Origin of the sequence: Caballeronia sp. LZ043 (assembly GCF_031451075.1) — a bacterium.
In the GTDB taxonomy this organism is placed as follows: domain Bacteria; phylum Pseudomonadota; class Gammaproteobacteria; order Burkholderiales; family Burkholderiaceae; genus Caballeronia.
In genome coordinates this window covers 80,355-99,408 of record NZ_JARUXT010000011.1, presented here as the reverse complement: position 1 = coordinate 99,408, position 19,054 = coordinate 80,355, and the positions used below count along the sequence as shown (strand labels likewise).

Here is a 19,054-nt window from a genome sequence, read left to right as displayed (position 1 = left end):
GCGCCCGTATATTGAGCCCCGGAGACAATCACCAGAGACCCGCCAGACGGGCCAGTTCAATGCACGATACCCACGCCTCATCCGGCGGCGCCATCACTGAAGCCGCTGCACGCCCCCTTGTCATCCGCCTGCATCGTGATGACGACGTCGTCATCGCACGGGAACAGCTCATCGGCGGCACCTGTCTTCCTGCCGAGAACATGGTCGTATCCGGACTGATTCCGCCGGGCCACAAGGTGGCGACGCGCAGTATCGCCGCGGGCGAAGCGGTCAGGCGCTACGGCCAGATCATCGGCTTCGCGAGCCGCGCGATCGAGGCGGGCGAGCACGTTCATATCCATAACCTCGCGATGGGCGAGTTCGATCGCGATTACGCGTTCTGTGCCGATGCCCGTCCTACGCCCCGCGCCGCCACGCCCGCGACCTTCGACGGCATCGTGCGCGCCGATGGCCGCATCGCCACGCGCAACTACATCGGCATCTTGACCTCGGTGAACTGCTCCGCCACCGTGGCGCGGGCTATCGCGGATCACTTCCGCCGCGACACGCATCCCGATGCGCTTGCCGCCTTCCCGAATGTCGACGGCGTCGTGGCGCTCACGCACGGCGTGGGCTGCGCGGTGGACCCGGAAGGGGAAGGGCTCGCGCTCCTGCAGCGCACGCTCGGCGGCTATGCGGTGCATCCGAACTTCGCGGGCGTGCTCGTGATCGGGCTGGGCTGCGAGACGAACCAGATTGCGCGCCTCCTGGAGACGCAAGGGCTCTCGGAAGCGCCTTCGTTGCAGACCTTCAACATCCAGGAGACGGGCGGCACGGCGAAGACGATCGCGCACGGCATCGAACGCGTGCAGGCGATGCTCGCGGCCGCGAATCGCGTGGAGCGTCAGCCGGTGCCGGCGTCGCATCTGGTCGTCGGGCTGCAATGCGGCGGCTCGGATGGTTACTCGGGCATTTCAGGCAATCCGGCGCTGGGCGCGGCAGTCGATCTGCTGGTGGCGAACGGCGGCACGGCGATCCTGTCGGAGACGCCCGAGATCTACGGCGCGGAACATCTTCTGACGCGCCGCGCGGTGAGTCGCGCAGTGGGAGAAAAGCTCGTCGCACGGATTCACTGGTGGGAAGACTACTGCGCGCGCAACCGCGCGGCGATGAACAACAATCCTTCGGCGGGCAACAAGGCCGGCGGCCTGACGACGGTGCTCGAAAAGTCCCTCGGCGGCATTGCGAAGGCGGGCGAATCGAATCTCGTCGAAGTGTATGAATACGCCGAACGCGTTGCTGCAAAAGGCCTCGTGTTCATGGATACGCCCGGCTACGACCCGATCTCCGCGACGGGACAGGTAGCGGGCGGCGCCAACCTGATCTGCTTCACGACGGGACGCGGTTCGGCCTACGGCTGCGCACCGACGCCTTCACTCAAGATCGCCACCAACGACGCGCTGTGGAACCGCCAGGCGGAGGACATCGACCTGAACTGCGGTCCCATTCTGAGCGGCGAGAAGAGCATCGAACAGATGGGCGCCGAGCTTTTCCAGATGATGCTCGACGCTGCCTCCGGCAAGCGCACGCGCAGCGAGATTCACGGCTACGGGCAGAACGAATTCGTGCCCTGGCAGATCGGCGCGATCACGTAAGCGCATTTCACTTCACTCTTACACGTCAACAGCATGTCAAACGATAGCCACTATCGCGGCGTCTTTCCGGTCGTCCCGACGATTTTCAACGACGCAGGCGCACTCGACCTCGAAGGCCAGAAGCGCTGCATCGACTTCATGATCGATGCGGGTTCGAACGGCCTGAGCATTCTCGCGAACTTCTCCGAGCAGTTCGTCCTCACCGACAATGAACGCGACGCCGTCATGCACACGGTGCTCGAACACGTGGCCGGCCGCGTGCCGGTCATCGTCACGACGACGCACTTCAGCAGCGAAGTCTGCGCACAGCGCAGCCGCGCCGCGGAAGCCGCGGGTGCGGCGATGGTGATGATCATGCCGCCGTACCATGGCGCGACCATCCGCGTGACCGAGAAGGGCATCTACGAGTTCTTCAGCAAGGTGTCCGACGCGCTCCGCATTCCGATCATGATCCAGGACGCACCTGTCGCGGGCACGCCGCTGTCCGCGCCGTTCCTCGCGCGCATGGCGCGTGAGATCGAGCACGTGTCGTACTTCAAGATCGAGACGGCGCAGGCCGCGGCGAAGCTGCGCGAGCTCATCGAGCTGGGCGGCGACAGCGTGATCGGTCCGTGGGACGGCGAGGAAGCCATTACGCTGATGCCCGATCTCGATGCGGGCGCAACGGGCTCCATGACCGGCGGCGGTTATCCGGACGGCATTCGCAAGATCGTCGATGCGCACGCGCGCGGCGATCGCGAAACGGCGGCCGCGCTGTATCAGCAATGGCTCCCGCTCATCAACTACGAAAACCGCCAATGCGGGCTTGCCGCCTGCAAGATCCTGATGAAGGAAGGCGGCGTCATCGGCTCGGAGGCCGTGCGTCATCCGCTGGCGCCCGTGCATCCGAAGATCCGTGAAGGCTTGCTCGAAGTCGCGCGCCGTCTGGATCCGCTCGTGCTGCGCTGGGGCCGCTGAACACCTTTCGCCCGCAATAAGGGCACACCGCTACGGCTTACTTCACAAAAACAATCAGGAGACAGGACATGGATGTGTCCGGTGTACAGACCGCCCGAATGACGAGCGTGCGATGGAAGATCTTTCTTCTTCTGCTGCTGCTCGTGTCGATCAACTATATCGATCGCGCGGCGCTGTCCGTCGCGATGCCGGCCATCGCGGCGGAATTCGATCTCTCGCCCGAGCGGCAAGGGCTCATCCTCAGCTCGTTTTTCTGGACCTATCTTTTCATGCAGGTGCCTTCGGGCATGCTTGCCGACCGCCTGAAGCCGCGCGCGCTGATCGCGTGGGCGACCATCGGCTGGGGCGCGTTCCAGGCGCTCGGCGCCCTCTGCACGGGCTGGTTCGCGTTGCTGCTGACGCGTCTTGGACTCGGCATCACGGAAGCGCCGATCTATCCGGGCGGCGGCAAGCTCAACGCGCTCTGGCTCACGCAGAACGAGAAGACGCGCGGCGCATCCATCGTCGATGCAGGCAGCGCGCTCGGCTCCGGCGTGGGCGCAGTGGTGGTTGCAACGCTGATGACGTGGTTCGGTTCGTGGCGCGCGGCGTTCGTCGTGGCGGGCGTCGGTACGATTCTCTGCGGCATCTGGGCTTGGTGGTACATCCGCAATACGCCGCGCGAGCATCCGTCGATCAGTCAGGCGGAAATAGATTATATCGAGCGCGCGCATGCGGAAGAAGATGCACGAGAGCCTAAGACCGCAGCGGGCGGCTCGATGCTGCGCTTCTTCGGTTTCCGTTCCGTGTGGGGCATGTGCGCGAGCCACACATGTACGAACCTGATCTTCTTCGGCCTGATGACCTGGCTGCCGACCTATCTCTACAAGGCGCATGGTTTCGATCTGAAGTCGCTCGGCGGCGCGACCTTCATCATCTTCTTCGCGGGCTTCGTCGGCGAAGTGATCGCCGGATCGCTCGCGGACAAGTGGAAGGCGGCAGGCGGCAGTTCGAACCTGGTGTATCGCAGCATGATGATGATCGGCGCGTTCGCGGTAGCCGCGTCCATGCTCGGTGTCGCCAACGTGCGCGCACCGTTCGCCGTGGTCGGGCTGTTGTGCGTCGCGCTGTTCTTCCTGCGCTGGTGCGGCGGCTGCAACTGGGCGACGCCTGCCATGCTCGCCACCCGTGCGCGCACTGGCACGCTGAATGGCATCATGAATTTTGTAGGCAATATTGCGGGCATCTTCGTGCCGATCTTCATCGGCTATATCGTGCAGACGACCGGCTCGTACTTCCTCGCGCTGATGTTCTTCGTCGCCGTCGCGGTGTTCCAGATGATCGTGGTGCTGGCGATCGACTATCAGAAGAAGCTGCCGGTTTGAGGACAGACGAGAACATGCAGCGTCGTCTTTATTCCGGCAATGACCCGCGCCGCGCGCACAGCATCGAGGATTTGCGCGCGATGGCGGCGCGGCGCGTGCCGAACTTCTGCTTCGAATATGTGGAAGGCGGCGCGGAAGAGGAAGCCACGTTGCGGCGCAATCGCGACGTGTTCGCGGAGATCGCGTTCAGGCCGCGCTCGCTCGTGGATGTCTCGAAGCGCGACATCGGCATCAATCTCTTCGGGAAGCGCAGCGCGGCGCCGTTCATGATCGCGCCGACGGGTTTCAGCGGCTTGCTGTCACACGAAGGCGACATCGCGCTGGCAGGAGCGGCGGCTGCAGCCGGCATTCCGTTCATCCTGAGCAATGCGTCGACGGTGCCGCTCGAACGCGTGATCGAGCGCGCGGGCGGACGCGTGTGGATGCAGGTCTACATGTACCGCACGCGGGACTTCGTGGCGAAGCTCGCGGAGCGCGCGCAACTTGCAGGCGTCGAAGCGCTTGTAGTGACCACCGACAGCGCCATCTACGGCAAGCGCGAATGGGATCTGCGCAATTACGCGCGTCCGCTCAAGCTCGACCTGCGCAATACGCTCGATGTGCTCGCGCATCCGCGCTGGATGCTCGACGTGTTATGGCCGCACGGCATGCCGCGCTTCGCCAATCTCGGCGATCTGCTGCCGCCGGGGCAGGACAGCGTGCGCGGCGCGGCGTCGGCGCTGGCGAAGGAACTCGACCCTTCGTTGTCGTGGGAGGATATTCGCTGGCTGCGGGATCGCTGGCCGGGACGGCTCATCGTGAAGGGGCTGCTGCATCCGGACGATGCGGTGCGCGCCGCGTCGCTGGGTGCGGATGGCATCGTGCTGTCGAACCATGGCGGGCGACAACTCGACGGCTCCATCTCGGCCATGGACGTGTTGCCCGACGTCGTCGATGCCGTGAAAGGACGTCTCGCCGTGATGCTCGACGGCGGTTTCAGGCGCGGCGGCGATATCGTCAAGGCCATGGCGTATGGTGCGGATGCGGTCCTCGTCGGCCGTGCGACGACGTATGGACTCGCGGCGGGCGGCCGTGCGGGCGTGGATCGCGCGATCGAGATACTGAAGACGGAGGTCGATCGCGTGATTGGCCTGCTGGGCTGTGGGAGCATCGGCGCGCTGGATCGGCAGTATGTGAAGTGGAGCCTGCGTGCAGAAGCGCTCGAACAGGTACATGAGATGGGGTTGCAATGAACGTGACTGGACAGGAAACGACATCGGGGGCGCGCATCGAGCGCGTCGGCATGGTGGGATTGGGACTGATGGGCAGTGCCATCGCGGTCCAGGTGCTCAATAAGGGGTTCAGGCTGTCGGCGCTCGCGCATCGCAGCCGCACGGCGATCGATGCGCTCGTCGCTCAGGGCGCAACCGAAAGCGCTAGTGCGGCCGAGCTTGCGCGCAACGCCGATGTCATCATCATCTGCGTGACCGGCACGCCTCAGGTGCGCGATGTCGTGTTTCGTGAAGACGGGCTGCTTGCGGGCGCGCATGAAGGGTTGATCGTCATCGACAGCAGCACATCCGATCCCGAGTTCGCGAAGGAAGCCGCCGCCGCGTTTGAAAGGAAGGGCGCATGCTTTCTCGATGCGCCGGTGAACCGCACGCCGAAGGAAGCGCGCGAAGGGCGGCTGAATGTGCTCGTGGGCGGGGAGGCGGGCGTGCTCGATCGCGTGCGTCCATTGATGGCCGCGTACGCGGAGACCGTGCATCATCTCGGCGGCCACGGCGCGGGCTATTGCGCGAAGCTGGTTCATAACTTCATCGCGCAAGCCAATGGCGCGATTCTCGCGGAAGCCTTTGGTACGGCAGCGAAGGCCGGTCTCGACCTGCACGAATTCGCCGCTGCGTGCCGCCTGAGCGGGGCGCACAGCAAGACCTTCGATCGCATCGTGCCGTATCTGCTCGAAGGCGACGACAGCGGTCAGCAGTTCGCCATCCGCAATGCCGCGAAAGATATGCGCTCGTATGCGCAACTCGCGTCCGCGCAATCGTCGACGGCGGTGATCGCGGAAGCAGTGCGGCAGATGTATGTGCTGGCGACCAATCTCGGGCACGGGGATGCCTATGTGCCGCGCATGTTCGATGTGTTGCGGGAATTGAACGGGATGCCGGTCTCGTCTTCCGCTGATGTGCAACGCTAGCCGCGCGGCCGGAAGCGTGTCAGCCGAGTGTCGGCGTAAAATCTTCGGTCTGGCGCTGACCCGCCTGGATCATGTCGACCCGGAGACATCATGCGTGCCGTGCTGAGTGTGCTATGCGCCTTCTGGCTTTTCTCTTCCTTCAACAGTGCGGCACAGGCCGACATCATCGCTTCATGGCAAGCGACGCAGATGCCGGCGCCGCCGCCGTTGAAGCCGTTCACCGTGACCGATCCTGCTCACGCAGCCTTGCTGCTGCTGGATTTCGATACCAGCACCTGCAACACAAAGGAGCGTCCGACCTGTGCGGCCTCGCTGCCGTACGTCGAAGACCTGCTCAAGAAGGCACGCCGCGCGAACCTGATGATCGTCTATAGCCTGACGAGCACGGGCACGATGCAGGCAGTGCCGCCGTCCATCGCTGCTATGGGGGATGAAACGGTGGTGCAGTCGGGCGTCGACAAGTTCTTCGGAACGGATCTGGAAGCCGCTCTGAAGTCGAGGGGGATTCAGACGGTGATCGTGACCGGCACCATGGCGCACGGCGCGGTGCTGTACACCGCAAGCGAAGCCGCGTTGCGCGGCTTCAAGGTCGTCGTGCCGACCGACGGCATGTCGAGCAAGGACCCGTTCGGCGAAGTGTCGGCAGCGTGGGTGCTCGCGAATGCGCCGGCTGGCGTGAGCAGGAACGTCACGCTCAGCCGGTCGGGCATGATCGGGTTCGGGCAGTAGGGCGTCTCGGCCCTTTCAGCGGTCCAATAGCTCGGCTAAAGCAGTCAGGCTCGGGGCGAACGCGTCGAACCAGGCTTCATCGCTCGTATCCGGGTTGCCGCCCGGGCCGAATTCCAGCGGCCGGGGAATGAACGCCACGCGGAAGCCGAATGCCTTCGCGGCCTCGAGGTCGTACTTGTGGCAGGCCACCATCAGGATATCGTTTGCATCCAGACCGAAAGATCGCTGCGCGAGCGCGTACACCTTCGGATCAGGCTTGGAAGAGCGCACCAGTTCGGCGGTCAATACGCAATCGAACGGCAGATCGTGCTGCTTGACGATGTGGATGAGGGACGACATCGAGCCGTTTGAAAGCGTCGAAAGCGTGTATCGATCGCGTAACTGCATCAGGCCCGGCCGCGTATCCGGCCAGGGCTTCAGCGTGCTCCACGCCGCGCTCAGTTCAGTGCGATCCTGCTGCGTGAATGCGTCTTCCCACAACGAGGCATGTAAAGCCGTGTCCAGCGTTTCCCGATAGATCTGGTCCGTCGAGCGCCAGCTAGCCGTCCCGTTGATGACCTGATCCAGCTGAACGCGATACGCGTGACGCCAATGCGCCAGCAAGCCGGACCACGCGGTGGCCGTCGCGTCCTTCACGGCGAACTTCGATCCAGCCTCGACAATCGTGCCGTAGAAATCCAGCAGCGTACCTTGCATGTCGAATGCGATGGCCTTGATGCCGCGTGGATCGAGCTTCGAATAGGCACGGGTCGCCGGGGATGATGCGGTGCTCGTGTTCATGCTTTCCTCTCTGCGGGTCGTCTGCTGGTTTCAATCAGTGTTCACAGAGTAACGGCCATTAATTAAGCTGGATTTACGCAGACGAATCCAGAGTACGGGATCCAGATAATTTTCAACTCATTCATGGCAATCAGCATAGGGAGTGTTATCAGAGAAGGTTGGTATGCCATGCGTCATCGTGGTTGATCTGATCTTTTGAACTCCGAGGTGAATGATGAGCGTGACGAGCACGAATATCGAAGTAGGCGAGGAGATGGTCGCGGGTTTCGCGAAGAAGGGCCTCAAGCAATTGAAGCCCGCGACGCAGCGAGACCGCGGCGAGGGCCCTTTTCACCGGCTCGTGCTGCGCGGCGCGACCGTGATCGACGGCACCGGAGCGCCGCCGTTCGGTCCAGCGGACATCGTGATCGAAGACGGCAGGATCACTGACATCGCCGTGGTCGGCGTCCCTCACAAGCCACTGAAACAGGATGGACGTCCCGCAGCAGGAGACAGGGAAATCGATTGCACCGGCAAATACGTGACGCCGGGCTTCATCGACAGTCATGCGCATATCGGCACGCCCTTTCACGCCGAAAACGGCGAGATGATGCCGGCGGACTACATCTACAAGCTGTGGCTCGCGCATGGCGTCACGTCGGTGCGCGAGACCGGGTGCATGAACGGACTCGCCTGGACGCGCGAGCAAAAGGCGGCAGCCGAAGCCAACCGGATCGCTGCTCCGCACCTGTATCCCTATGTGTACTTCCCGGCCGTCAACGATTACCTGAAGGCCATCTATAGTCCCGAGCAGGGCCGTGAATGGCTGCGGGCAGCGCGCGACAAAGGTGCGGAAGGCGTGAAGTTCTTCGGTGCGCCGCCCGCGATCATGCAGGCGGCACTCGACGAATGCCGCAAGCTGGGCCTGCGGGCGTGTTGCCATCATGCGCAGTCATCGGTCGGCAGCATGAATGCGTTGAGAACGGCGCGCTGGGGCCTGACGAGCACCGAGCATTCCTACGGCATTCCAGAAGCCCTGTTCGATGGACGCTCGCTACAGGCCATCTCCGACGACTACAACTATAACGACGAGTACTTGCGCTTCTCCACAGCGGGCCAGACCTTCCTTCAGGCAGCAGAACCAGGCTCGCAGAAATGGAACGATGTGCTCGACGCCTTCCTCGAAGCGGGGCATACGTTCGTGCCGACGCTGAACGTCTATGACGGCAATCGCGATGTCATGCGCGCACGTCGCGCGGAATGGCACGATTCCTACACGGATCAGACGACGTGGAAGTACTTCCAGCCCCAGCGCGGCGGACACGGTGCGTACTTTTACCGCTGGTCCGTGAAGAACGAGGTGGAATGGCGCGAGAGCTATCGCATCCTGATGCACTTCCTCAACGACTACAAGAACCGCGGCGGGCGTGTCTGCCCCGGAAGCGATTCGGGTTTCATGTACCAGATCTACGGATTCGGCTACATCCGCGAACTGGAATTGCTCCAGGAAGCGGGCTTCCTGCCTTCCGAGGTATTGCGTGCCGGGACTTCGCATGCCGCGGACCTGCTGGGTATTGGCGAAGAGGCGGGCGTGCTCGAAGTAGGACGGCGCGGCGACGTGCTGGTGCATCGCGAGAATCCTCTGGCGGATTTCAAGCTTCTGTACGGAACCGGCGCGATGCGCCTCAACGACGATCTCGGCACGGTCGAGCAGAAGCGTGCGCTGGAATTGACCATCAAGTCCGGTGTGGTGTTCGATGTCGATGAACTGCTGCACGACGTTCGCGAGTTGGTCGCGACGACCTGGCCCAAAGGCGCGACGCCCTTCCACACGGCGACGGAGCAAGCGAAATGAACGGGCACGGCACTCAATTCGTGGTGCTCGCCGGCATGCTCGGCAGCGGCAAGACGACCTTGCTCGAAGCGCTGCTCGCCGATGACGAAGCGGCTGCCATGACCGCCGTGATCGTCAACGAAGTCGGGGCGATCAATATCGACGGTGCGGTGCTGTCGGAGTCGGCGCGCGGCATTCCCATGGCAACGCTCAGCAACGGCTGCGTCTGCTGCTCGTTGTCCGATGACCTCGTGACGACGATCGAAGATCTCGTCGACACACGCGCGCGAAACGGACAGCCTGCGTTCGAACGCATCGTGCTGGAGTGCAGCGGTTTGTCCCGTCCGGGACAGGTGATGCGTTCGTTGAGTCCGCTTGCTTCGATGGGGCTGCGCATTCATATCGTCGCGACCTATGATTGCAGCCGCCCGCCGCTTGACACGGAGGATTTCGACAGCGTGTCGGCACAACTCGGCGCCGCGCATACGATCGTGCTGACGAAGACGGACTTGATCGGCACGGAACAACGGCGGCTCGCACGGGACAATGCCCATCGGCTGAATCCGCTGGCGCGTGTCGTCGATGCCGATACGGCCGCGATGCGAGCCACGGAAGCGTTTCGCGAAGTGCAGGGGGCCACGGCGTTCGACTGGACTGCGCCGGGATTCAACAGCCATGCACCGCGCGCCTTGCTGCATCCGCGCGTGCGGGTCTTTTGCGCGCGCTTTCGCCGCGCAACGGAATGGGAACAGACCCTGGACTGGATCGAAGACGTGTCGGGCGCGCTCGGCGAGCGCCTGTTGAGGATGAAGGCCATCGTTCCCGGTCCTTCGGGCGAAGACCGCGTGCTCTTGCAAAGCGTGGGCACGACGTTCTCCCAGCCGCGTCGTCTGGAGGGTGCTTCCGACATGGCCGCCATCTTCATCGTCAGGGACTGCGGGCTCGGTGATTTCGAAGCATTCGCCCTGGACGGATCGATTCGCTGGACCTCGCTGCAAAGCTGACGCGCTTTCACTGGACACAGAGGGACAACGGACCCGCCATCATGTCGATGTTGAACGAATTTTCCAAGTCGGTATTGCTGATCGTCACGACGCTCTTTCCGATCATCAATCCGCCTGCTGTTGCATTGATCGTATTGAGCATGGTGCGGGGCGCCAGCGACCGGGATCTCGCGGAGCTTGCGCGCCGGATTGCCATCAACGGTTTCGTGATCCTGCTCGCCTCCTTGTCGGTCGGCGCGTATGTGCTGTCGTTCTTCGGCATCTCGGAGAACGTGTTGCGTGTTGCGGGCGGCGTCGTCATTGCCATGGCAGGCTGGGGCCTGTTGCAGGCGCCCACTGAGGACAGCACGGCGGAGGAGGTCGCGCCGGCGGCCGACCGCGCGGCATCGCTGCGCACCAAGGCGTTCTATCCGCTGACCTTGCCCATTACCGTCGGGCCCGGATCCATCGCGGTGGCCATCGCACTGGGCACCGGATCGCCGCACGCAGGTCTGCAGCCAGTACACCTGGCCGGCGTCGGCGTCGCCCTGGTGCTGCTGTGCCTGAGCATTTTCCTGTGCGTGCGATATTGCGGGCGGCTGGAAAAGTTGCTGGGAAAAGTGGGCACCCAGATCGCGATGAGACTCTTCGCCTTTGTCCTGTTCTGCATCGGCGTTCAGTTGTTGTGGATCGGCGCGTCCGGGTTGATCGAAAGCCTGAAGCTGCATTGACGTCCGGCGCGCAAGCAGGCAAGCAGGCGAGGGGATCATTCCTCGCTAATTGTCGCTACGTAGACTGAATCTACGTAATCCGACCCGAGGAAAGAATCATGCTCGCGCCACTGAAACCACTCGAATCCCCGCTCTTTCAATCCGATAACTTTCGACCCATTCCGGCATTCCTGAAAGACGCCATTCTCGAGCCTTACAAGGCGGAATGCGTTTATATCGACAGGGCTTTCCGGGATATTTCGTTCGATCATGAATTGGTCGCGTTTGCCGAAGTCTGCGTTCCCGAGACGTTCTATGGCTCACAGACCGGTCACTTCAACGCGGTGGAATCGCTACTCTGTCTCAATCAGATCGCGTTTCTCACGATTGCCGACTTCGTGACCGATGATGCCCCTCATGCTTTTCGCGAGGCGATCGGCACGGCGGATCTTCAGAGCTTCAAGGAAAACGTGTTGACGCGCACGTTCATCACGTCCGTGAAGACACAGTTCAGGCGCACGCTGGATGGCCGGAACGTCGTCATGCGCTTCTCGTTCACGAAAATGCGCAAGCATGCCGGCATGGTGTTCATGGCATCGGAGTTTGAATTCACCGATGCGCAAAGCGCCCCGAACAAGCCGCCCGCCTTCTTTGGACAAGCGACTTTTGCTATTCCGGTGATGTGAAGATGAACAGCGAGCTAAGCCTCGCCGAGGTCATGCGCCGTCAACAGGATCCGCGAGCCGCGCAAGACGCGGCTCTTCTTGTCGGCGGCTTCCAGAATCCGTTTGAGTCCGCGCTCGAACACCGACAGCAAGGTTCGCTCGTCCGAAGTCCGGCGCTGCAGGAAGTGTCGCTCCAGTGCGTCGCGCGTGACCGCGCACGTAATGGCCTTGCCGCGCGACCGCAGCGTGAAAGTGATGAGGCGCCCCTCGGCAAAGAACCGCGGGCCGCCCTCTAGTGCAAGCATTGCATCCTCGACGTTACATTCGACCGCGACGGCCTCAAACCGTGCGCAGAAGGATTCGTGTCATATGCCTGAAGAGCTATTGACGATGGCGCAGGTTATCAAGAACAAAAATCGCGCGCCATGCGGAAAAAAATAATCGACTAGTGCGCTCGGGAAGTATGGAACGGCGGCCGGTCTGATGTTTCTTCTCGCAGTCATCGAGTCGCGCATTCACCGGCATGCATGCCGCTCATACAGCGCCCACTTTCCCTCACGCGCAAGCAAGGCCACATCGCACTCGCCATTGGCGAAGTAATCGGCGGGCAAGGGCTCTGCCGACCGGACGAAGATATAGCGATACAAGCGGCCGTTGTCCTGCTTCCAGTCGAACGAGCCTGGAAAGCGATCCAGTTGTGACGCATGCACAGGCAATTGCGCCGGCCTGAAACGCACGATCTGCGGAAGGAACTGGGCGAAGTTCGGATCGACGAAGCCGTGCTTCTCCGCCTGATACCACAGCGCCTGATGCTGATACGCGAACGGACTCCAGTAGGCATCGCTGGCTCCGTCCATCACCAGATTGAGCGCGCGCTGATTCGGCTCCGTTCGGGACAGCAGTTGCTCCAGCGGCGCGATTTCCACCGCGAAACGATGCAGCCGGACCGCCTGATTCGCGAGGAAGATCCAGCAGCCCGCAATGATGACGACTTGCATGACGAAGCCGCGCCTGTCGCGCTTCACGCCGGCAACCGGTTCCGGCGCGACGAACATCAGCGCATAGACGGGCAGCAGAAAGAGCGCGAAGCGCTGATAGAGATACGCCGTGCCGAGCGCGAGGTTCGGCACGGCCAGCCAGATGAACCCCATGACGATCGTCGGCACCAGCACCGCGCGATCGGGATTGATACGGTCCCGCCAGAGCCACGGCGCGATGCCCATCAGCACGAAGAGCGGCAAATAAACTGCGCTCCATTTCGTGAGGCCCCACACCATCATCGGAAACAGCAGCAGACGTTTGCCGCCGGTGTCCGACCAGCCCCAGTCGACCTTCGCGACATTGTCGATGGTGTGGCCGAGAACCGGATCGCTGGCGTGACTCCAGAGCGTATAGACGATGCACAGCAGGCCGAGCGGCACGAATGCCGCGAGCGCCAGCAGTTTGCCCCGGATCTGGCGCGGCTTGACGAGCGCAAAGCCCGCACCGATCCCGCAAGCGAACAGAAAGACGAGACCGTGACAGAAGAACAGCGCCACGCCCGCGACGAACACGCCCACGCCGCGGCTGAACGAAGGCTGCGTGGCGGATCGATGGGCGAGCCACATGAACAGCATGCCCACCGGCGCCGCTACCAGAAACGTATAGAAGCCCCATGCAAAGGCAAAGCCGAAGAAACCGGGAATGAAGAGCACATCGAGCCGCGGGTCGCCGTGCAGATGCCTGCGAAAGCCAACGCACGACATGACGAAGCCGACATACGCGATCATCAGGACGAGCTTGAGCGCTGACGAGATCGACATCACGTAAGTGAGCGGCAGCGCCAGACCATAGCCGATCAGATAGGGCGTGAAGAGATTGATGCGCACGAGGCTCTGCCACGCCGACGCATGATCGATCAGGTCGCGCAGCAGCATCACCTGCGCGGCGTGTTGCGGCAGATCGACGAGCGGCGGCCGTGGCGCGATCCAGAACAGCAAGGCTCCGCCGAGCAGCGTCACGATGAACAGCGCTCGCGGCATCCACTCGAGCAATGAACCGCTGCGCGATACCGACGCACTCGCGGACGACCCAAGCATATTCATAAGGTTCGTTCGATGATGAAGCGCGGACGATGCTTCGTCTCCGCATAGGTCTTCGAGATATACCCGCCGATGACGCCGAGGAACAACAACTGGATGCCGCCGAGGAAATACATCGGCACCACGGTGGACGCCCAGCCGGGCACGGCCAGATTGGTGAAGAGACGCGCATACACGGCCCATGCGCCGAAGCACAGCGAGCCAAGTGCGAGGAGCGCGCCGATCCGCGTGCTCCACTGCAAGGGCACGGCGGAGAACGATGTGATGCCGTCAAACGCAAAGGCCAGCATTTTCGCGAGCGGATATTTGCTCGTGCCCGCGAAGCGCGCGGCGCGCTCGTATTCCACGATTGCCGTCCTGAATCCCAGCAGCGGAATGATGCCGCGCAGGAAGAGGTTGACTTCCTGAAACTCCTTGAGGGCATCCAGCGTCTTGCGGCTCATCAGGCGGAAGTCGGCATGACCGGGCAAGATATCGACGCCGAGCGCCTTCAACACCTTGTAGTAGTTCCGCGCGGTGAAGCGCTTGAAGAACGTATCGCTCTTCCGCTTGTGCCGCACGCCGAAGACGATCTCCGCGCCCTTTCGATGCTCTTCGAGCATGCGCGGAATGGCTTCGATATCGTCCTGGAGGTCGGCATCGAGGCTCACGAGCACATCGCCTTCCGCAACCAGCAGGCCCGCGAGCAATGCGTTCTGATGCCCGCGATTGCGCGACAGCTTGATGCCCCGGCAACGCGCATTGGATGCGTGCAGGGTCTCGATGATCGACCAGGTCCGGTCGCGCGAACCATCGTCTACAAAGGTGATCCTGCTCTCGTCACTGACTAGGGACGCGGCAATGAGACGCTCCAGAAGCGCAAGCAGACGCGAGCACGTTTCCGTGATGACTTCTTCTTCGTTGTAGCAGGGTACGATGAGATTCAACGTCGTCATAGGCGGAACCCCTGATGCCCAAGGCGTTGGGCGACGTGCAACGCGAACGGATTTCCCGTGATGGCAAGGGACGGACGCGGCAATGCAGCCTTTGATGTCGAAGCGGCACGCGCGATGCAGACAAATGCGGGACATGAATGTCACGTACATACTAAGCGCAGTGCGAAATCAAACACAAGAATTTCATGACTCGATCCGTGTCTTATGCATATGAAAGAAGTTGTAAGCCAAGTACATCTGATGAATCATCACGACATCGTCGAACTGCGCATTGCGCTACAGTAACGGGTAGTCCGGATAGGGCAGACGAATGAATGAAAGGGAGAGAGCACGCGTATGGACAAGGCCGAATTCGATAGCTTTGCAGACGAATATCTCGCGTTGCATACAAAAAATATTTCAGCATCCGGAGAAGGTCCGGCGTTCTTTGCCGAGTACAAGATTCGCGATATCGCCGAGGAAATGGAACGCCGCAACGCCGTGCCCGCGCGCATGCTGGACTTCGGCGCGGGCGTGGGCACGTCGGTGCCGTGGGTGCGCCAGTATCTGCCTGCCGCGCAGCTGACGTGTGCGGACGTATCGGAGCGGTCTCTGGAGCTTGCGAAGAGCCGTTTCGCGGATGACGCACGCTTCGTGCATTTCGACGGGCGCACGCTTCCGTTCGAGCCCGGCGAATTCGACCTCGCCTATGCGATGTGTGTGTTTCATCACATCGATCATGCCGAGCATGTGAGTCTGCTGCGTGAATTGCATCGCGTGGTCGGTGCGCGCGGCACGCTCGTGATATTCGAGCACAACCCTTATAATCCGCTGACCGTACGCGCGGTCAATACCTGTGAATTCGATGTCAATGCCAGGCTCATCACCGCGTCCAGGATGCAGCGCGCATGCCGTGATGCCGGTTTTACCGATGTTCAGGTGCGCTACCGTATCTTTTTCCCGCACGCGCTCGCCGCGTTGCGTCCGCTGGAAAAATATCTGACTCACGTGCCGCTCGGTGCGCAATATGCGGTGTACGCAACCGGTGCCTGATTCCGTGTTGCCGGCATCCCCACGCTCACCACTCTGACTTCTCATCAATGATTGCGAATGCAACTTCCAGTCGCAATGTCCGCTTGCAGTTCCTGAAGTATCTGCTGGTTGGAGGCGTGAACACCGTGCTCGCGGGCGCCATCATCCTGGGCGTGCAGGCAGCGGGCGCACGGCCGGTGATCGCGAACATGATCGGTTACGGCGTGGGTGTCGCGATCAGTTTCGCGCTCAACAGCAAGTTCACGTTCCAGACTGCCGCCACGCGTCACGCGGCACTCCGCTTCCTCGTCGTGGTGCTCGTTTCGTATCTCGCGAATCTGTGCGTGGTCCTGCTCGTCCTGCACATCACGCATGCGCCCTACTCTGCACAGTTGAGCGGCATTCCGGTGTATGTCATCGTGGGATTCATCGGCAACAAATATTGGGCGTTGCGCGAAGGGCCCGCGCCTCAGTAGCCGCGCCCGCTATTTGTCCGCTCGCAGCACGCAAACCTCCTGGCACGCTGCGCAGAACGCTGCGCAGAACGCTGCGCCATCATGTCGGACTCACCGGCTTCTTCCAGCTTGCGCCTCGCATGATCGCGCGTGGTGTCGAGCGGACGACACTGCACACTGTCGCCGCGCACTTCGGCTGAGAGCATCGATTTCGTGACGAGACTCGCCACGGCCTCCACGATGCCGGCCGAGGTCACCCTTCCTCCGATAACCAGATTAACGGCCTTTCAAATCAGTATTAGATTTGCTTAATCTGCCGCGTTAATTTCGTTTTTCCGGCTCATGACATTAGTATCAGCTCACTATGTACCGCACAGATTCTTTTGTCGATTCAGATGACAAGGGTGTCGTTGCGATGAGCTCCTTCGCCAAGGCAGCCATATCCCGCCTTTTGATGACAGCGAGAAAAGCCATGAAGAATTCATTTCTCAGGAAGTTGTGTGCACTGCTGTTCGTTCTGACGACGCTCGCTCCACCGGTCTCCGCCTGGTCGAAAACGGTCGTGATTGGTGGGAAGAATTTCACCGAGCAGCAATTGATGGCGGAACTCACCGCGCAATTGCTCGAAGCAAAGGGCTTTTCCGTCGACAAGAAAGTCGGCATGGGAAGCATGGTGCTGCGTCAGGCTCAGGAGAATGGGCAAATCGATGTGTACTGGGAATACGTCGGCACTGCGCTGAACAACTACGACAAATTCACCGACAAGCTGAGCGCGCAGGACATGTACCGCAAGGTCAGCGAACTCGACGCGCCGAAGGGTCTCGTCTGGCTCGCTCCATCGAAGGTCGACAACGTCTATGCGTTCGCGATGAATCAGGACGAGGCGAAGAAACTGGGTATCGCGTCGATCAGCGATCTCGCCAAGGTAGTGCGCGGTGGCCAGTCGATGATCTTCGCCTGCAACTCGGAGTTCTACGGCCGCGCGGATGGACTGCGTCCGCTCGAAAAGACCTATGACTTCAGCTTCGGTCCCAGCGAGATCATGCGGATGGATTCGGGCCTCACGTATCAGGCGCTGAAGGACCGGCAAGTCAACGTCGCGCTCGTGTTCACGACAGACGGCCGCATTCCCGCGTTCAATTTTGTGGTGTTGAAGGACGACAAGGGGTTCATCCAGCCGAACACACTCGCGCCGGTGGTGCGCAAGGCAACGCTCGATGCCAACCCGACGCTCGCGCCCACGTTGAACGCACTGGCCGCCCGGCTCGACACGCCCACCATGATTCGCCTCAATGCCAGCGTCGATCTCGAGAAGAAATCGCTGCAAGACGTGGCTCGCGCCTTCCTCCAGCAATCCGGACTGCTCTGATCACATGGCTGGCGCCGCACATTCCATGAAAGCATCCACGACTGGCTTCATTCACGAACTGACTTTCGATGATCTGCCCGACGACGTCGTGGAGCAGGGCAAGCTATGCCTGCTCGATCTGTTCGGCGTCGCGATGATGGGGCGGCGCACGGACTTCTCGCGGATCGCCAGCGATCATGCCGTTGAGTTCTTCGCAGCGGGCAGACTGCGGTCGCGTCTGCTGTTCGACGGACGCCACGCGAGTCCCATCGGCGCGGGACTGGCCGGGGCGATGACGATCGACAGCTGCGACGGCCACGATGGGCACGCGGAGACCAAGGGCCATGTCGGCGTGACCGTGATAGCGGCGCTGCTCGCGCTGGCCGATCTGCAACGCGACATGAGCGGCCACGAATTCCTGACCTGTCTCGCGCTGGGTTACGAGGTCGGCACACGGGCCGGCATCGCGCTGCATGCGAGCGCGTGCGACTACCACACGTCGGGCGCCTGGAACGCGCTGGCGGCGGCGGCGCTGGCGGCGCGGCGGCTCGGGCTCGATGCGAACCAGACGCGCGAAGCGCTCGGCATCGCGGAATATCATGGTCCGCGCAGCCAGATGATGCGCTGCGTCGATCATCCGACCATGGTGCGCGACGGATCGGGCTGGGGCTGCATGGCGGGTCTGAGCGCGGGCTTCCTGGCGCAGCAGGGCTTCACCGGCGCGCCCGCCATTACGGTCGAGCAGGAAGCGTCGCGCGCATACTGGAACGATCTCGGCGAGCGCTGGCGCATCATGGAGCAATACTTCAAGCCGCAGCCGGTGTGCCGCTGGGCGCACCCGGCCATCGACGCGGCGCAGCGGCTCAGGCAGGATCACAGCTTCACAATCGGCGAGATACGCGCCGTGCGCATCCAGACGTTCCACAACGCGATCCGTCTCGATCATCCCGAGCCCAGGACCACCGAAGTGTCGCAATACAGCTTGCCGTTTCCGGTGGCGGTCGCGCTGAAACACGGCGCCGTTACCCTTGACGCGCTTCAGGGCGCAGGACTCGAAGATCCCGAGGTGCTGCGCGTCAGCCGCCTGATTCGCGCGGAAGAGCATCCTGGATTCAATGCGCAGTTCCCGCAGCAGCGTTACGCGAGCGTGACGGTCGAGCTGAACGACGGGCGGCGGTTCGATTCAGGTCCGACGCAGGCGCTCGGCGATCCTGATCTGCCGTTCGGCGCCGCGGCGTTGCGCGACAAGTTCCGGCGCTTTGCCGAAACGGCCTGTGACACTCAACACGCACGCGCGCTGGAGTCGCGGGTCGATAACCTCGCGGACAGTGGCGAGACCGTGGCGCCGCTGCTCGAACTGGTGCTCGACACGATTCGCGTCATGCCCGTCGAACGATGAGAAACCGGCCA

The 19,054-nt window shown here is 62.1% G+C and carries 19 protein-coding genes; 14 read left to right on the top strand and 5 right to left on the bottom strand.

The window, feature by feature from the left end:
• Positions 1-59 precede the first annotated feature (59 nt).
• The 6 genes from QCE64_RS34825 to QCE64_RS34800 all read left to right on the top strand — a co-directional run bounded on the left by QCE64_RS34825 (position 60) and on the right by QCE64_RS34800 (position 6,863).
• Positions 60-1,634: an altronate dehydratase family protein gene (locus QCE64_RS34825; protein ID WP_310008778.1), complete on the top strand. Its 1,575-nt coding sequence runs from the start codon at positions 60-62 to the stop codon at positions 1,632-1,634.
• Between the two features lie 33 nt (positions 1,635-1,667).
• On the top strand, positions 1,668-2,591 hold the full coding sequence (locus tag QCE64_RS34820) for a dihydrodipicolinate synthase family protein (RefSeq protein ID WP_309930627.1): 924 nt from the start codon (positions 1,668-1,670) through the stop codon (positions 2,589-2,591).
• A 68-nt stretch (positions 2,592-2,659) separates the two neighbouring features.
• Entirely contained in the window at positions 2,660-3,955 is a 1,296-nt protein-coding gene (locus QCE64_RS34815) for an MFS transporter (protein ID WP_309812896.1), read from the top strand.
• Between the two features lie 14 nt (positions 3,956-3,969).
• Positions 3,970-5,187 (top strand): alpha-hydroxy acid oxidase, encoded by a 1,218-nt coding sequence (locus tag QCE64_RS34810; RefSeq protein WP_310008776.1) that lies wholly within the window; start codon positions 3,970-3,972, stop codon positions 5,185-5,187.
• Entirely contained in the window at positions 5,184-6,134 is a 951-nt protein-coding gene (locus tag QCE64_RS34805; protein ID WP_310008774.1) for an NAD(P)-dependent oxidoreductase, read from the top strand. The genes QCE64_RS34810 and QCE64_RS34805 overlap by 4 nt, the downstream gene beginning before the upstream one ends.
• 90 nt (positions 6,135-6,224) lie before the next feature.
• Complete coding sequence (locus tag QCE64_RS34800; RefSeq protein ID WP_310008772.1) at positions 6,225-6,863, top strand: isochorismatase family protein; 639 nt, start codon at positions 6,225-6,227, stop codon at positions 6,861-6,863.
• Positions 6,864-6,878: 15 nt separating this feature from the next.
• On the opposite strand, the gene QCE64_RS34795 is transcribed toward QCE64_RS34800, so the two are convergent.
• On the bottom strand, positions 6,879-7,643 hold the full coding sequence (locus QCE64_RS34795) for a haloacid dehalogenase type II (RefSeq protein ID WP_310008770.1): 765 nt from the start codon (positions 7,641-7,643) through the stop codon (positions 6,879-6,881).
• A gap of 214 nt (positions 7,644-7,857) precedes the next feature.
• Between QCE64_RS34795 and QCE64_RS34790 the strand changes: the two genes are divergently transcribed.
• The 4 genes from QCE64_RS34790 (at position 7,858) to QCE64_RS34775 (ending at position 11,835) form a co-directional block, all read left to right on the top strand.
• Entirely contained in the window at positions 7,858-9,477 is a 1,620-nt protein-coding gene (locus QCE64_RS34790) for an amidohydrolase (RefSeq protein WP_404987849.1), read from the top strand.
• Positions 9,474-10,460 carry a GTP-binding protein gene (locus QCE64_RS34785; protein ID WP_310008769.1) on the top strand — a complete coding sequence of 329 codons (987 nt, stop codon included), beginning with the start codon at positions 9,474-9,476 and terminating at the stop codon, positions 10,458-10,460. Before QCE64_RS34790 ends, QCE64_RS34785 begins: the two co-directional genes overlap by 4 nt.
• 41 nt (positions 10,461-10,501) lie before the next feature.
• Positions 10,502-11,170, top strand: coding sequence for a MarC family protein (locus QCE64_RS34780; RefSeq protein ID WP_309812925.1), 669 nt, complete (start codon positions 10,502-10,504; stop codon positions 11,168-11,170).
• A 98-nt stretch (positions 11,171-11,268) separates the two neighbouring features.
• Positions 11,269-11,835 carry an FcoT family thioesterase gene (locus tag QCE64_RS34775; RefSeq protein WP_310008767.1) on the top strand — a complete coding sequence of 189 codons (567 nt, stop codon included), beginning with the start codon at positions 11,269-11,271 and terminating at the stop codon, positions 11,833-11,835.
• A 14-nt stretch (positions 11,836-11,849) separates the two neighbouring features.
• On the opposite strand, the gene QCE64_RS34770 is transcribed toward QCE64_RS34775, so the two are convergent.
• The 3 genes from QCE64_RS34770 to QCE64_RS34760 all read right to left on the bottom strand — a co-directional run bounded on the left by QCE64_RS34770 (position 11,850) and on the right by QCE64_RS34760 (position 14,830).
• Entirely contained in the window at positions 11,850-12,119 is a 270-nt protein-coding gene (locus tag QCE64_RS34770; RefSeq protein WP_309812929.1) for a DUF1488 family protein, read from the bottom strand.
• A 210-nt stretch (positions 12,120-12,329) separates the two neighbouring features.
• The gene (locus tag QCE64_RS34765; protein ID WP_310008765.1) at positions 12,330-13,898 is read right to left on the bottom strand and encodes a hypothetical protein; all 1,569 of its coding nucleotides are present in this window, start codon (positions 13,896-13,898) and stop codon (positions 12,330-12,332) included.
• Complete coding sequence (locus tag QCE64_RS34760) at positions 13,895-14,830, bottom strand: glycosyltransferase family 2 protein (protein WP_309930617.1); 936 nt, start codon at positions 14,828-14,830, stop codon at positions 13,895-13,897. The genes QCE64_RS34765 and QCE64_RS34760 overlap by 4 nt, the downstream gene beginning before the upstream one ends.
• A 336-nt stretch (positions 14,831-15,166) precedes the next feature.
• On the opposite strand from QCE64_RS34760, the gene QCE64_RS34755 reads away from it, so the two are divergent.
• Both QCE64_RS34755 and QCE64_RS34750 read left to right on the top strand, forming a co-directional pair.
• Complete coding sequence (locus tag QCE64_RS34755; protein WP_309917775.1) at positions 15,167-15,862, top strand: class I SAM-dependent methyltransferase; 696 nt, start codon at positions 15,167-15,169, stop codon at positions 15,860-15,862.
• 83 nt (positions 15,863-15,945) lie between these two features.
• Entirely contained in the window at positions 15,946-16,317 is a 372-nt protein-coding gene (locus tag QCE64_RS34750) for a GtrA family protein (RefSeq protein WP_310008763.1), read from the top strand.
• Here the strand turns inward: QCE64_RS34750 and QCE64_RS34745 are convergent.
• Positions 16,311-16,553, bottom strand: coding sequence for a hypothetical protein (locus tag QCE64_RS34745; protein WP_310008761.1), 243 nt, complete (start codon positions 16,551-16,553; stop codon positions 16,311-16,313). The two genes, QCE64_RS34750 and QCE64_RS34745, sit on opposite strands and share 7 nt — an antisense overlap.
• Positions 16,554-16,768: 215 nt before the next feature.
• Here QCE64_RS34745 and QCE64_RS34740 point away from each other — a divergent pair, with 215 nt between their 5' ends.
• Positions 16,769-17,665, top strand: coding sequence for a glycine betaine ABC transporter substrate-binding protein (locus tag QCE64_RS34740; RefSeq protein ID WP_310008758.1), 897 nt, complete (start codon positions 16,769-16,771; stop codon positions 17,663-17,665).
• 25 nt (positions 17,666-17,690) lie between these two features.
• Complete coding sequence (locus QCE64_RS34735; protein ID WP_310008756.1) at positions 17,691-19,043, top strand: MmgE/PrpD family protein; 1,353 nt, start codon at positions 17,691-17,693, stop codon at positions 19,041-19,043.
• Positions 19,044-19,054: the final 11 nt, after the last annotated feature.